Source organism: Sphingobacterium sp. FBM7-1, from assembly GCF_020687765.1.
In the GTDB taxonomy this organism is placed as follows: Bacteria; Bacteroidota; Bacteroidia; order Sphingobacteriales; family Sphingobacteriaceae; genus Sphingobacterium.
On sequence record NZ_JAJEWJ010000001.1, the window covers coordinates 89,688 to 103,705 of the forward strand.

At 42.3% G+C, this 14,018-nt stretch carries 15 protein-coding genes; 8 read left to right on the forward strand and 7 right to left on the reverse strand.

The window, feature by feature from the left end; genetic code table 11:
• Window positions 1-100: 100 nt before the first annotated feature.
• From LKO28_RS00410 to LKO28_RS00425, 4 genes are all read left to right on the forward strand, one after another.
• Window positions 101-610 (forward strand): hypothetical protein, encoded by a 510-nt coding sequence (locus LKO28_RS00410; protein WP_227692531.1) that lies wholly within the window; start codon window positions 101-103, stop codon window positions 608-610.
• A 53-nt stretch (window positions 611-663) separates the two neighbouring features.
• Window positions 664-2,214: a glutamine-hydrolyzing GMP synthase gene (gene guaA, locus LKO28_RS00415; protein WP_227692532.1), complete on the forward strand. Its 1,551-nt coding sequence runs from the start codon at window positions 664-666 to the stop codon at window positions 2,212-2,214.
• An 82-nt stretch (window positions 2,215-2,296) separates the two neighbouring features.
• Window positions 2,297-3,454 (forward strand): ABC transporter substrate-binding protein, encoded by a 1,158-nt coding sequence (locus LKO28_RS00420; protein ID WP_227692533.1) that lies wholly within the window; start codon window positions 2,297-2,299, stop codon window positions 3,452-3,454.
• An 8-nt stretch (window positions 3,455-3,462) separates the two neighbouring features.
• Window positions 3,463-4,638 (forward strand): RsmB/NOP family class I SAM-dependent RNA methyltransferase, encoded by a 1,176-nt coding sequence (locus tag LKO28_RS00425; RefSeq protein ID WP_227692534.1) that lies wholly within the window; start codon window positions 3,463-3,465, stop codon window positions 4,636-4,638.
• On the opposite strand, the gene LKO28_RS00430 is transcribed toward LKO28_RS00425, so the two are convergent.
• Window positions 4,639-5,106 (reverse strand): universal stress protein, encoded by a 468-nt coding sequence (locus LKO28_RS00430; RefSeq protein ID WP_227692535.1) that lies wholly within the window; start codon window positions 5,104-5,106, stop codon window positions 4,639-4,641.
• Between the two features lie 80 nt (window positions 5,107-5,186).
• On the opposite strand from LKO28_RS00430, the gene LKO28_RS00435 reads away from it, so the two are divergent.
• Window positions 5,187-5,957, forward strand: a complete 771-nt coding sequence (locus LKO28_RS00435) for a C40 family peptidase (protein WP_227692536.1) — start codon at window positions 5,187-5,189, stop codon at window positions 5,955-5,957.
• 15 nt (window positions 5,958-5,972) lie between these two features.
• A complete protein-coding gene (locus LKO28_RS00440; protein WP_227692537.1) occupies window positions 5,973-6,953 on the forward strand; it encodes a tetratricopeptide repeat protein in 981 nt (326 codons plus the stop codon).
• Here the strand turns inward: LKO28_RS00440 and LKO28_RS00445 are convergent.
• Both LKO28_RS00445 and ychF read right to left on the reverse strand, forming a co-directional pair.
• Window positions 6,950-7,831 (reverse strand): DUF72 domain-containing protein, encoded by an 882-nt coding sequence (locus LKO28_RS00445; RefSeq protein ID WP_227692538.1) that lies wholly within the window; start codon window positions 7,829-7,831, stop codon window positions 6,950-6,952. The two genes, LKO28_RS00440 and LKO28_RS00445, sit on opposite strands and share 4 nt — an antisense overlap.
• Before the next feature lie 75 nt (window positions 7,832-7,906).
• On the reverse strand, window positions 7,907-9,007 hold the full coding sequence (gene ychF / locus LKO28_RS00450; RefSeq protein ID WP_227692544.1) for a redox-regulated ATPase YchF: 1,101 nt from the start codon (window positions 9,005-9,007) through the stop codon (window positions 7,907-7,909).
• A 133-nt stretch (window positions 9,008-9,140) separates the two neighbouring features.
• On the opposite strand from ychF, the gene LKO28_RS00455 reads away from it, so the two are divergent.
• Window positions 9,141-10,130 carry a polysaccharide deacetylase family protein gene (locus LKO28_RS00455; RefSeq protein ID WP_227692546.1) on the forward strand — a complete coding sequence of 330 codons (990 nt, stop codon included), beginning with the start codon at window positions 9,141-9,143 and terminating at the stop codon, window positions 10,128-10,130.
• 120 nt (window positions 10,131-10,250) lie between these two features.
• Here the strand turns inward: LKO28_RS00455 and LKO28_RS00460 are convergent, their stop codons facing one another.
• Window positions 10,251-11,204: an acetyl-CoA carboxylase carboxyltransferase subunit alpha gene (locus tag LKO28_RS00460; protein WP_227692547.1), complete on the reverse strand. Its 954-nt coding sequence runs from the start codon at window positions 11,202-11,204 to the stop codon at window positions 10,251-10,253.
• 122 nt (window positions 11,205-11,326) lie between these two features.
• Between LKO28_RS00460 and LKO28_RS00465 the strand changes: the two genes are divergently transcribed.
• A complete protein-coding gene (locus LKO28_RS00465) occupies window positions 11,327-12,196 on the forward strand; it encodes a mechanosensitive ion channel family protein (RefSeq protein ID WP_227692548.1) in 870 nt (289 codons plus the stop codon).
• A 1-nt stretch (window position 12,197) separates the two neighbouring features.
• On the opposite strand, the gene coaA is transcribed toward LKO28_RS00465, so the two are convergent.
• The 3 genes from coaA to LKO28_RS00480 all read right to left on the reverse strand — a co-directional run bounded on the left by coaA (window position 12,198) and on the right by LKO28_RS00480 (window position 13,991).
• A complete protein-coding gene (gene coaA / locus LKO28_RS00470) occupies window positions 12,198-13,139 on the reverse strand; it encodes a type I pantothenate kinase (RefSeq protein ID WP_227692550.1) in 942 nt (313 codons plus the stop codon).
• Between the two features lie 66 nt (window positions 13,140-13,205).
• A complete protein-coding gene (locus LKO28_RS00475) occupies window positions 13,206-13,607 on the reverse strand; it encodes an OsmC family protein (protein ID WP_227692551.1) in 402 nt (133 codons plus the stop codon).
• A 15-nt stretch (window positions 13,608-13,622) separates the two neighbouring features.
• A complete protein-coding gene (locus LKO28_RS00480) occupies window positions 13,623-13,991 on the reverse strand; it encodes a methylglyoxal synthase (RefSeq protein ID WP_227692552.1) in 369 nt (122 codons plus the stop codon).
• Window positions 13,992-14,018: the final 27 nt, after the last annotated feature.

Consider the following 14,018-nt stretch of genomic DNA (forward strand, 5'->3'; position numbering starts at 1 on the left):
TTTATGGTAGCTCTTTGTATTATGCTTAACTTGTAAAGCGTAAAACGAGGATTGGCTTGTTTTTTGCAAATATACTTTGATAACCAACATACTAAGGTTTATGATGAAAAGATGTCTTTATCTCGTGCTCTTCCAAATAATGTTAACGACGGCAGCGTTATTTGGTCAAAAACTTTCCCTGAATCCTATTAGAACAGATTTTAAAATAGGTCATGAAGACGAGACGATATGCATGAAACACCTAAAGACGCTGGAGGAACACGCGTTAAGCCCTGTAGAGCGGGGTTATGAAGCCGCATATCATATGTTTATGGCTAACCATACAGGGAACCCATTTAAGAAATTAGGTTATTTTAAAAATGGGAAAAAAATGCTGGAGGAGGAAATCGCAAAGAATCCCCGCGAAATTGAGTTGCGTTATATCCGTTTATGTATTCAATATTATAGCCCGGCATTTTTAGGATATAAGGATAATATAGAGGAAGATAAAGGTTTTTTGGTAAATAATTTATATAAGCTAAAAGATCCAGAAACCAAGCAGCTTATCTATACTTATTTGAAAGGGGCAAAGATGTATTCCGATGCCGAATTAGCGTTATTATGCCGTTAAAGGAAATCAATTAAAATCGTTTAAAATACAAGGCGAATATGTAACTTTGCGGCATGTCCGAAAAAATTATCATTCTTGACTTTGGCTCGCAATATACCCAGTTAATTGCACGTCGTGTTCGTGAACTTAATGTTTACTGTGAAATTCATCCTTATAATAACTTGCCTGAATTTGACGGCGAAGTAAAAGGTGTTATCTTTTCCGGTAGCCCGTATTCTGTTAGACAGGAGGATGCACCTCAAATTGATTATACCCACATTCAACAGCGATTTCCCCTACTAGTGGTGTGCTACGGTGCACAATATTTAGCACAGCAGTCAGGCGGAGAAGTATTGCCTTCCGAAATTCGCGAGTACGGCCGCGCGAATCTGCAATTTGTGGATCAAGAAAGTGCCTTACTCAAAGGCGTACCGGTGCAATCCCAGGTGTGGATGTCGCATGGTGATACCATTAAAGAGATACCTTCTAATTTTAAAATTATTGCCAGTACGGACAAAGTACGTGTGGCGGCGTATGAAATAGAAGGCACTCGTACCTTTGGGATCCAGTTCCATCCAGAGGTTACCCATAGCACAGACGGACAGGTATTGCTAAAGAATTTTGTGGTTGATATATGTGGCTGTTCGCAAGACTGGACACCAGATACTTTTGTAGAATCGACGGTAGCGGCTCTCAAAGAACAGCTGCGAGAAGATCACGTGATCATGGCATTGTCTGGTGGTGTGGACTCCACCGTAGCGGCAGTATTATTACATCAAGCCATTGGAAAGAACCTCCATTGTATTTTTGTAGATCATGGCTTACTTCGTAAAAACGAATACGAACAGGTGTTGGATTCCTACAAAAATATGGGATTGAATATTAAAGGTATCAATGCCAAGGAGTTGTTTTTCGACCGTTTGGCTGGTGTTTCAGAGCCAGAGCAAAAGCGTAAAATTATCGGTGCATCATTTATTGATGTCTTTGATCAAGCCTCTAAAGATATTCAACATGAACTACCGGAAGGTGTTGAAGCGAAATGGTTAGGACAGGGCACAATTTATCCCGACGTTATCGAATCTATATCCGTGAAAGGACCATCTGCGACCATTAAATCGCACCATAATGTAGGTGGCTTACCGGATTTTATGAAGTTGAAAGTAGTAGAGCCTTTGAAGGCGCTCTTTAAAGACGAAGTACGTCGCGTAGGAAAGAGTTTAGAAGTAGATGCACGCATTTTAGGGCGGCATCCTTTTCCAGGCCCAGGTCTCGCTATTCGGGTATTAGGAGATATTACCGAAGAAAAGGTACGGATTTTGCAGGAAGCTGATGACATTTATATCCGTAACCTGAGGGAAGCGGGATGGTATGACAAGGTTTGGCAAGCGGGCGCTATATTTTTGCCGGTGCAATCGGTAGGTGTTATGGGCGACGAACGGACTTATGAACACGTAGTGGCTTTACGTGCGGTAGGCTCGTTAGACGGTATGACAGCAGATTGGATTCACTTGCCTTACGATTTGTTAGCAAAAATTTCAAACGAAATCATCAATCATGTTAAAGGAATCAATAGAGTTGTCTATGATATCAGTTCAAAACCACCTGCTACGATTGAATGGGAATAGGTTCTTTCTCCTAGCTATCGTTAGTATCTTTCTTTTTCTAGGAGCGTGTAGCCCCAAAACCAGGGTGTTAAAGTCACCCGATGTGAGTGGAGGCAATGTAGGAGGTACACTTCCCAAAGAAGAACAACCTGAAATTGAAGATCGCGAAGCACCTGTTGACGATATTCGTAAAATCGAAGCAGCAAAAAATAGCGTAGCACTGATTTTGCCATTTCAATTGGATAAACTCGTACCGAGCACCTTATCCAAAGAAGATGTGAATCGTTCCGCTATAGCGCTGGATTTCTATCAAGGCTTTCAATTAGGATTGGATGAATTGGCACAGAAAGGACGCTCTTTTTCACTGCATGTAGTGGATTCACGAGATAATGCGTCTCACAATCAGTCTATTGCACAATCAGAAGCGGTTGCTCATGCAGCGCTTATTGTGGGACCCGTGTTTCCGAAGGAAATTATTGCTTTCGGAACCCATCATCCGAATAAAAACGTCCTACAAGTAAATCCGTTAGCAGCCACGAAAGCCTTGGAGTTTAATCTCCCGAATTTAGTATCGTTAACGCCGTCTATTAATGTACATACAAAGGCCATGGCTGAACGGGTAGCCCGTGATTATAAGACGGGCGATGTGGTCATCATTTACAACACTGCCGATAACGACGGTAGGCAGTTTTTGGATGGTTTTTTATCCGAATTAAAAACAGCAAATCCAACCGTTCAGGTACGTTCGGTATCCTCCATCCCGCAATTAAATGAGCAACTTACGCTAACAGGTACCAATTTGGTTGTCGCTGGTACGACGGACAAATTCCAATTACGCGCGTTCATGAGTAATCTGGAATCCAAATCCGTAGAAGAATTCTATATGTTTCGGGTATATGGTCATCCTTTATGGGATCGTATTGATTTTAGCATCTATAATCATTTTAGTGATTTTCAGCCCGTCATCACGACAGAAAGTCATCTGAAAAGTTGGGCAAAAGGTGTGAAAGAATTTAAAGATAAGTATTACACACTGTACGGCGTACAACCTTCGGATCATTCCTATAAAGGGTATGACGCTGCGCGATACTTTGGCAATTTATTGGCGAAATATGGTGATAATTATCGGGATTATATCACCAAAGAGAAATTTGAAGGATTATTCAGTACTTACGCATTTGATTATAACCAGGGTTGGGGATTTGTAAACCAAGCGGTCTCCTTTAAAAGTTATCAGGGCGCTTCATTTCAATTAAATTAATATAGCGTATGGAGGTTAACCCCCGGAGAGTGGAGCAGCAGTTGCGAAATTTGCAACGCGTACTTGACGCATATCATCCCCCCGAACCCTTTGCACGGTTTCTTACAAAATTTTTCAAAGAAAATAAGCAAATGGGGTCGTCGGACAGGCGCATGGTTTCGCGTTTAAGTTATAATTTATTCCGATTAGGCCGTTCCCTAGAAAACCTCCCGACGTTAGATCGCGTGGTGATCGCTGAGTTCTTATGCGAAAAGCAGAGTGATATGGTGACGCTTCATCAGCCCGCTTGGGTAGCCCATATACAGCTGCCCCTAAAAGAAAAGATGCAGTTTTTGGCAAAGCAAGGTCATGAGATTACGCATGGTCTTTTCTCTTTTTCATCACCGTTGTCCGCATCTATTGATGCGGAACAATTTGCGCTGAGTCACCTTATCCAACCCGATTTGTTTATTCGCGTGCCACGCGTCAACCAGCAGCGTGTTGAAAAAGAACTAACTGCGCAGCAAATTAGTTTTGAAACCCTTTCTGGAAATGCGTATCGTTTGCCAAATGGAACTAACTTGCAGGCTGTAAATAAATTAGAGGGATTATATGAAGTACAAGATGTGTCTTCTCAAGAAAGTTTAGCAGGACTTAATTTGGTAGCGGGAGCAAAATGGTGGGATGCCTGTGCAGGTGCAGGGGGGAAATCGCTGCTGCTATTAGATCGCTGTCCGGCTATAGCACTATTGGTCTCCGATATTAGGCCGAGTATTTTGCGGAACCTTGATGAACGTTTCCGCAAAGCCAAAATCAAAGCAGACGTTCGAACAAAGGTGATGGATTTAACGCAGGATATTGATGATATCATGGAGGGAAAATCCTTTGACGGCATATTAGTTGATGCACCCTGTACGGGTTCGGGAACTTGGGGGCGCACGCCTGAAATGCTAACCCAGTTTGATGAAGAACATATACAGACTTTTGTTTCGTTGCAGCAGCGTATTGTAGATAGCGTCGTACGTTATCTTAAGCCGGATGGCGTATTAATGTACATCACCTGCTCCGTCTTCGACGCCGAAAATGAGCAGCTCGTTCGTTATCTAGTAGATAAACATGGATTGACTGTAGAAGCTGCAGGGATTATCAAAGGGTATGATCGAAAATCGGACAGTATGTTCGCTGCCCGACTTCGTAACGCTTAATCAGTCGCATTTCCCTGGGATAACCAATACCGGACAACTAGCTTTCCGTATAACGGATTCGGATACACTTCCGGATATAAAGTGTTCAAAGCCTGTGCGTCCGTTGGAACCCATGATAATAAGGTCTGCGGTCCATTCCGTAGCTGTATGCAAAATTTCATCACGTACGTTGCCCACTTTATTAAACAAGAAAATTTCCTGTGTACGCTCAAAATCAGCAGCTATACGTTCCAGATAACGCTGCGCAGCGTCTTGTTGGATTTCGGAAACCTCCGGTACGATGATCGGTTGTTGGCCTAATAAAGGATCTGCACCATAATTAGCCGGCGATGTAGGCGGAACTACGGTGACAATAGCAAGGGACGAACGAAATTCTCGAACTAAATCTTTAGCGTAGTCTATTGCTTTTAGGGTGCAGGGCGTGTCGTCTACTGCTAAAAGGATGCGATTAAATCTAGGGTTGCTCATCGTTGACTATATAAAAAGTTATACCTTCGTATAAGTAAAACAACGCCATTGGGCGAATTGTTTAAAAAAAAATATCGCATATGCATACCGGAATCTGCAACTTATCTGTCATCCCGCTAAGAGCTGCTAACACCCATCGTAGTGAAATGGTGAATCAAGTACTTTTTGCGGAACAATTTGAGATACTTGAAGAAGCACACGAATGGGTTCGCGTTCGGCTTTTCGATACAGGTTATGAAGGTTGGCTCCAACAAGGACAGTTTTCCTTACTAACAGAAATTTCTGATGAACTTGTTGAAAATGAGAATATACGTATAATCGATATTATGGGGGGAACAGCTACCAATGGTAAAAAAAAGGTTGTGTTATTCCCGGGTACGAAAATTCCCGAGTCTATTTTAGAACGAACGCACTCCGCTTTTCCATACCAAATAGTCGGAGACTTTAGGATGCCGCAAATCGAGGATTTTACGAGCCAATTTAACCGCTTGGTAGATTATTATCATAACAGCCCCTATCTTTGGGGTGGGCGCACTCAGGCCGGGGTGGATTGTTCGGGGTTGAGTCAGATTATCTATAGTTACTTCGGCGTGTCTTTGCCACGAGACGCCTACCAACAAGCCGAAAAAGGTAAACGGATTGCGGTATTGTCCGAAATTCGTCCAGGAGATCTGGCTTTCTTCGATAATGAGGAAGGACGAATTGTACATGTTGGCCTCATGATTGATCCCGAAACCATTTTTCATGCTTCGGCAAACGTACGTATAGATAAAATGGATACAGAAGGAATCTTTAATAAGGAGCTAAATCGCTACACGCATAAGTTGCGTATGGTGAAAAGATACTGGTAATTATTATTTTTGATTATGTTTCTAACAGACAATCGATATTTCATTTTAGCAAGCGCCCAACTTTTTCCGTTGACTACTTTGGAACCCGTTACCATGCAGGTAGCCGACGCGGCATTTGTCGCCGCGAAACAAGCCTATACATCTTTTAAAGACGGAGAGCTGTCCGTTGCCCTGGAACGATATACTGCGGCCATTCAGCGTTTCCCGGATCAACCGTTTTTCTATGCCTGCCGATCTATATTAAACAACCTGTTGGACGATGACGAAGGTGCTTTTTATGACTACCAAGTCGCGAAAAGTTTAGATTTTAATTATCAAGCTTTTTTGGAATGGACCGAAAATGGCCCACAGGTAGCTACGTTTCCGGGCGGGGCTACCGAATTGAAACCATTATTGGCTGCCGCATTGGAGGCTACGCAGCAATTTGATTACGAACAGGCGTTAAAATTGTACGCACAGGCACGCGAGGCATATCCGGCAGAAACAGACGTTTTAGTTTACCAAGCGGCCTTGTATATGCGCCTTTTGCGATACGATTGCGCAGGCGATGCCTTAAATCAGGCAATCGCTATGGATCCGAACCATTTTCAAGCTTATTTATTTCGGGCTAAACTGTTTAAAGCCGTACGGGAATACGATAGGGCCAAAGCCGATTTTGATAAAGCAGTATCGCTTCAGCCCGCATCGAGTATGCTTTATGAAGAACGTGGAGGCTTTTTAATGGATATAAAACGGTATGAAGAAGCCTTAATGGACTTTGATGAGTTGGTTAAATTGCTACCCGAAGACTTTTATGTGTATGCCCTTCGGGCCGATCTTTTTGAAAAGATAGAAAATTGGGAGAAAGCAATTGAAGACTATTCAACAGCTATCTCCTTAAACCCGTATTATTCTGATTTATACGCTTACCGAGCCGAGATGAAGGATCGGGTTGGCGATACAACTGGAGCGGCGGAAGATCGCCGGATGTTTGCCGAGCTCGAAAAGGAAGATTAAAATAAGGTATTCTCTTTATTGGGTATCCGAAGGTCTGTGCCGATTTCCTTGTTGAGGTGCGCTATGAAGTGCGCCGCCAGCAAGGGTGATTCTTGCTCAATGTTTTGGTGGATAAAGAAATTCAATTGTTGCAGACCTGCTTCTTTCCATTTTTTGATAACCTGAACCCAGGCGATTAGTCGATCATAATCCGATGGATGATTTGCACCCACGTAGCGTATGAACGCAACAGGGGTCGTTAAGCGCATATGCACCATATCACGGCGCCCCGCCGTATCCACGAGTACATTGGTTGTTCCTGTTTCTTCTAGCAGTTTGTACAGTTGTCGGCTAATCTCCACATCCGAGAACCAAGCTTCATTTCGAACCTCTACCGCCAACGGATAACCTTTGGGGAAATTATGCAAGAAATTTGCCAATCGATCAAAATCTTTCGGTTTGTAATTATCGTGCATCTGTAAAAATGCCATCCCGAGTTTATCTTCAAATAATACCGTAGCATCCACAAATTCTTTTATTTTTTCGTCGGTGCGGAGTAATCGGGAATAATGACTTACGGACTGCGGAATTTTCGGGAAGAACTTGAAACCTGCCGGAGTTTTATCTCTCCAGGTTTTCACCTGCTCTTTGGCGGGCGAATTGTAAAAGGTGGCATTCAATTCGATCGAATTGAATTGCTTAGCATAGTAAGCCAACTCATCCTTTGTGCCGCGGGGGTAGAAGCCTTTTAGATCGGTTTTGTTCCACTTGGCACAGCCCACCGATATGGATAAAGGTTGATCGGATTTATGGGATGCCAATAATTCAAATGTTTCAGGCGGGGTAGGGGGAAGCGAAAAATCAATCTCCTCCGGATTACTTACTTGACCGAATTTCATATCCGAAGATAGAAAAAAATATAAAAAACGCCCAACATTTGTTCGGCGTTCATTTTATAATATGCGTATGATTTATTAAACGTTAAATCGGAAATGCATGATATCGCCATCTTCAACGATATAAGTTTTTCCTTCCACACTCAATTTGCCTGCTTCCTTAACCGCGTTTTCAGAACCGTAATGTAAGTAGTCCTCATATTTGATCACCTCCGCCCGGATAAAGCCCTTCTCAAAGTCTGTATGAATAACACCGGCTGCTTGTGGCGCGGTAAAGCCATTTTCTATTGTCCAGGCCCGAACTTCTTGCACACCAGCCGTAAAATATGTAGCTAGATCCAAGAGAGAATAAGCTGCCCGGATTAATTTATATACACCGGATTCATCTAGTCCCAGATCATCCAGGAACATTTGGCGCTCTTCATACGATTCAAGTTGCGCAATCTCCGATTCGATTTGAGCCGAAATCACCAACACTTCTGCATTCTCATCCTTCACCGCATCTTTTACACGATCTACGTACGCATTTCCATGCGTTACAGATGCTTCGTCTACGTTACATACATATAAGACAGGTTTTACCGTAAGTAAAGCCAAATCACCGATAAACTCGAAATCTTCCGTTTCGATGGGTGCCGTCCGTGCAGATTTCCCACTTTCTAAGTGTTCTTTAACCACCGATAAAATTTCGTACGTTCTTTTCGCGTCCTTGTCACCGCCAGTTTTGGCCATTTTTTCTACCTTCTGAATGCGTTTCACGACCGTATCCAGATCTTTTAGCTGCAATTCCGTATCAATGATTTCTTTATCACGAATAGGATCCACCGAGCCATCAACGTGTATAACATTTCCGTCGTCAAAACAACGTAAAACATGGATAATCGCGTTTGTAGTGCGGATGTTGCCCAAAAACTGATTTCCTAGTCCCTCACCTTTAGATGCGCCTTTTACCAGTCCGGCGATATCGACAATCTCAATCGTATTCGGGACGATGCGTTGTGGCTTAACAATTTCCGCTAACTTATTTAACCGCTCGTCAGGAACTGTAATTACCCCCACGTTAGGTTCTATTGTACAAAAAGGAAAATTTGCCGCCTGTGCTTTTGCATTAGAGAGGCAGTTGAATAAGGTTGATTTACCGACGTTGGGTAAACCTACTATACCACATTGTAAAGCCATGAAAGTCTCAATTTTTATAAATTCCACAAAGATAGCTAAAATCCCGTATTTTTCACGTCTTCTCCTCGGGCAATCCTCTTTTTGTCAATCGGATTCTTTAAGTTTGAAGCAAATTTAATAAGTGAAGTTATATATGTGGAAAACGATAAAACCCATTTTGAATTTGGGGGCTATCATGGTTGCAGCGGTCGCTTTTGCGGGATGTCAGGGTAATTTAATCACGAGTGCTGCAAGTTCACCCCTAGACACGGTAGAACTGGATAAGCACAACGTATTATTAGATACTTTACCCGACGATACGGTCGACAATGGAAAAGGATATTTAACAAATCGTTGGCGGGATCCGGTTCAGATGCCAAACGATACCTTAAATCCGATTAGTAAAGATTCATTAGCGCGGTTTATGCGCATGGAACGTCGGCGAGTCAGAGACTCCGTTCGTCAGGAGCTGGATAAACTTCCGAAACATATTTATTTTACTTTTGACGACGGCCCCTTAATTGGCAGTTCCGCAATTGATTCCATTGCACGGGCAAAGAACATCAAGATAAGTGCATTTTTGGTGGGGAGGCATGCGCATATGTCCCGACGGCTACAAAGAGACCTGCAACGGTATAAAGATAATCGCTTGATAGATTGTTATAACCATAGCTATACGCATGGAGGAAATAGATTTGAAACTTTTTATAGTAATCCAGTGGGTGCCTATGAAGATTTCGATAAAAATGAGGTAGATTTAGGATTAACGCATAAAATAGCCCGTTTGCCAGGCAGGAACATCTGGATTTACGATGATATCAGGCGAATCGATTTAAAAAGCGGTGCGAGTACGGCTGATATGTTATATACCAACGGCTATAAAGTATACGGTTGGGACGTAGAGTGGAGGATATATGCAGCTTCAGGCAGGCCTGTGCAATCCGTACAAGAAATATATACCCGTCTTCGTAATTACATGGCTAACAAATCATCGATGGAACCGAATAATGTGGTTTTATTGATGCATGACGATATGTTTCAAACGAAGAAGGGTCAGCATTTGCTAACGTCACTGATCGATACGATTCAAGCGACAACGGACTTTAAATTTGAATTTATGCGGGATTATCCGTTTCGGTACTAAGTGTGGTCTGAACTATGATGTAAGATCATTCATGTAATTGACATGATTTCTACACCCACTTGGAGAGGTATCGAACTAGCAATGGGGGAATGATTGCATCATCCCCCTCTCAATACTACATTACTCTACAACAACCCCCATATTGCTGAATTTATCAATCCGCTCAGACACTAAGGTCTCCGCATCTTTTTTCGTTAGTTCAGCCAGGTCATTTAATATTTTGGTCTTAACATTTTGCGCTGCGATCGCTGCGTCCTGATGGGCACCTCCCATAGGTTCGTCAATAATTCCATCGATCAGCCCATTGTTCAACATGTCTTCCGCAGTGAGCTTAAGCGATTCCGCAGCCTTTTCTTTTTGGTCCCAACTTCTGTAAAGAATAGAAGAACACGATTCGGGGGAGATAACCGAATACCAGGTGTTTTGCATCATGTAAACACGGTCTCCAATACCAATTCCCAAAGCCCCTCCAGACGCGCCTTCGCCGATAACAATACAGATAATAGGCACTTTGAGGACAGACATCTCCAGTAGATTTCGTGCGATAGCTTCCCCTTGTCCGCGCTCTTCGGCTTCCAAGCCAGGGTAAGCACCCATCGTATCGATTAAGGTCACTACCGGTTTATTGAACTTTTCTGCCATTTTCATTAACCGGAGCGCTTTCCGATATCCTTCCGGATTAGCCATCCCAAAGTTATGATATTGACGTTCTTTAGTGTTTTTTCCTTTTTGATGTCCGATGACCATGACAGATTGCCCATTAATGGAAGCAAAGCCACCAATTATAGCCTTATCATCGCGAACGGTACGGTCGCCGTGGAGCTCGATAAATTCATCACAAATCATGGATATGTAATCGAAAGTCTGCGGCCGGTCCGGATGACGAGACATCTGCACTTTCTGCCAGCCCGTCAAGTTTGAATAAATATCTTGTCTGGTTTGTTCAAGCTTTTCCGCTAGTTCATTTATCGTAGCGCTCATGTCTACTTTGGTCTTTTCCTGCACTTGTAAGACCTTTTCAATTTGCGTTTGCAAGTCTGCAATAGGCTTTTCAAAATCAAATGTTGTTTGCATAATTATATGTGTCTAGCGCATTTTAGCACGCTAAGTTAGGGTATTTTATGCTTTTTCAGAAAAAAGAACGAAAAAAGCCGCATATCAAGGGGAAAGTGATAATTTAGGTTGTTTTTATAATTATGGTAACAGAAAAGAAAGATACGAATCCTTTGCAATTTGTGGTAAAGGTAGCGCTGTGGATTTTACTCTACGCTTCCTTTTGGTATTTTGGAGACTTTTATAAAGAGCATCCACGGTTAAATCGTGTATCGAATGGGCTTAATTTATTTTTGTCTGCCAGTATTTTATTTTCAATAGGCCGATATACGATTATCACTATTTATAATAAAAGACACGAAAAACGTATCGTTCGCGGAAACTTTGTACTCGGTATCAATCGGCTTGTCGTCGTCTTGAATGCCACGATGGCAGCAATCAGTATTATGATCGCATTCGGTATCGATCCGCGGGAATTTGTCACCAGTATGACCATTGTAGCGATGGCCCTCGCTGTTACGTTCCGGGAATACATTACCAATTTATTATCTGGTCTGTTCATCATGTTTTCCGATCAGCTATCGGTCGGTGATCGCGTCAAAATAGGGGAGCATAAAGGTCGGATCATTGACATTAACTTTTCCAGTCTTGTGATCCAAAATGAAGACGATGATATGGTGATGGTCCCTAATAATATGGTTTTTACATCTCCAATGGTTAATCTCTCTTCGCACCGGTCTACTTTTTTTCTCGTCAAATTCGAGTTACCGCTAGCAGTGGGGGTAGAAGTAAATAAGCTGGAAGAAAATATCCGTGCGCTTTTAATCAATCATCCGTATTTAACGAATGAACAGGAATTACACCTAAAAGTTGTGAAGATCGGTAAAGATCACATTCGGTATAAGATCGAGCTACATGCAACTAGCAGCAGCAGTAAAGTACATAAACAAGTGGAAAACGAAGTGTTTCGAGAGATTTTAAAATTTAAGCAAAATTTTGAAACTGATCTTTAGCTTATATTTTTCGTACCTTAACTTGCTTCACGAAATGGTGAGAACCCTTTTTTAGAATCAGATCTGCGCGGTAACGGGTAGGTAAGATATTCTCGTGAAGATTGGGACGGTTAATGGTGTTCCAGATGGTGGTGGCCATTACGACGCTTTCTTCTTTATCCAGATTAGCATAGCGGTGGAAATAGGAAGCGGGGTTTTGAAAAGAAGTGGCGCGCAAAGACTCGAATCGGTTGATATACCATTTTATGAGATCCTCTTCATCGGCATCTACATAAATAGCGTAATCGAAATAGTCCGAGACGAAAACACTGTTTTTTGTCGTCGAATTGACTTGCAATACGTTGATCCCTTCTACGATCAAAATATCCGGCTGCGCGATGATTTGGTTTTCATCGGTTAATATATCATATTCCAAATGGGAGTAAACGGGCACCTCAAATTGGGTAACACCCGATTTCATGGACGAAAGAAAGCTTAGTAAAAGTTTCGTATTGTAACTTTCAGGAAAGCCTTTTCGTATGTTTCGTTCCGCTAAAATTGCATTGGGGTATAAAAAACCATCGGTGGTTACGAGCTCGACCTTTGGTTTTCCCGGAAGCATGGAGAGTACTTTTTGTAATACCCGTGCGGTCGTACTTTTTCCTGCTGCCACGGAACCTGCTATGCCTATAATAAACGGCAGGCTGTCTGTGCTTTGGTTTAAAAAGGTATTCACGGCAGCATGCTGATCTTTATTCCGTTTTACCAAAATACCCAATAAATGAGCGAGCGGGAAATAAATTTCTTCAATTTCAGTAACAGTGAGTGGCTCGTTTAAAGCACGCAGATTTTGTATGTCATCTAAGGTAAGATGATGAGAAAAATGACCGTTTAAAGTTTTCCATTCCGATCTATCAAATAGTTGAAATGGGGTGTCAACCTCGCTGTTATTAGTTGAGGACATCGATTGAAATTTTGAATGTCGGCAAACTTAGAAAAAATGCTTCGTATTCCCCAACGCAAAATGAATTTATATTAAGTTGCTTTCGATGACAATGGGGTTGCTCAATATTTTATGGATAGGACACTTATCCGCAATTTTTAAAAGACGTTGTCGTTGTGTCTCATCCAGATTTCCATCTAAGCGAATATGGCATTTTATAAAGTAGGTGTCCTGTAGTTCGCCTGTCTGTTTACTAATCGATAACGAGATTTCTGCGCCGGTCAAATCCCATTGTTTACGATCAGCATACATCCGCATGGTAATTGCTTTACAGCTGCCGATAGACGATAAAAGCAATTCCGCGGGAGCAGGGCCCAAGTCTTGTCCGCCCATATCTTTTGGTTCGTCAGCAAGGATCACATGCGGCTGGATATGAATTTCCGTCCGATAAGGATCTTTTCCGATTTTGGTAATAACACTTTTCGTCATAGCATCTATGGATTTTTAGGTAAATAATCCTTCAATAATTAAACTTCCCGTAGCGGGGTTCGTGGCTAAAGGTACGTTGTATAGGTCCGATATCCGCATTAACATTTGAATGTCAGGCTCGTGGACGTGTTTGCCCAAGGGATCACGGAAAAAAATGATGCCATCCACTTTACCCTCTGCCGTTAAGGCGGCTATTTGCGCATCCCCCCCTTTGGGACCACTCAGTTTAAGCTCCACGTTCAGACCGGTTTTTGCCACATAGGACCCCGTAGTACCCGTAGCGATGATGTGCGCATTTTGTAGAAATTCAATATGGTCTTTTACAAATGCTACCATATCGGCTTTCTTTCCATCGTGTGCAATTAACGCAATTGTTCTTTTCATCTGTGTATAATTTGTTTCTTGATTCCG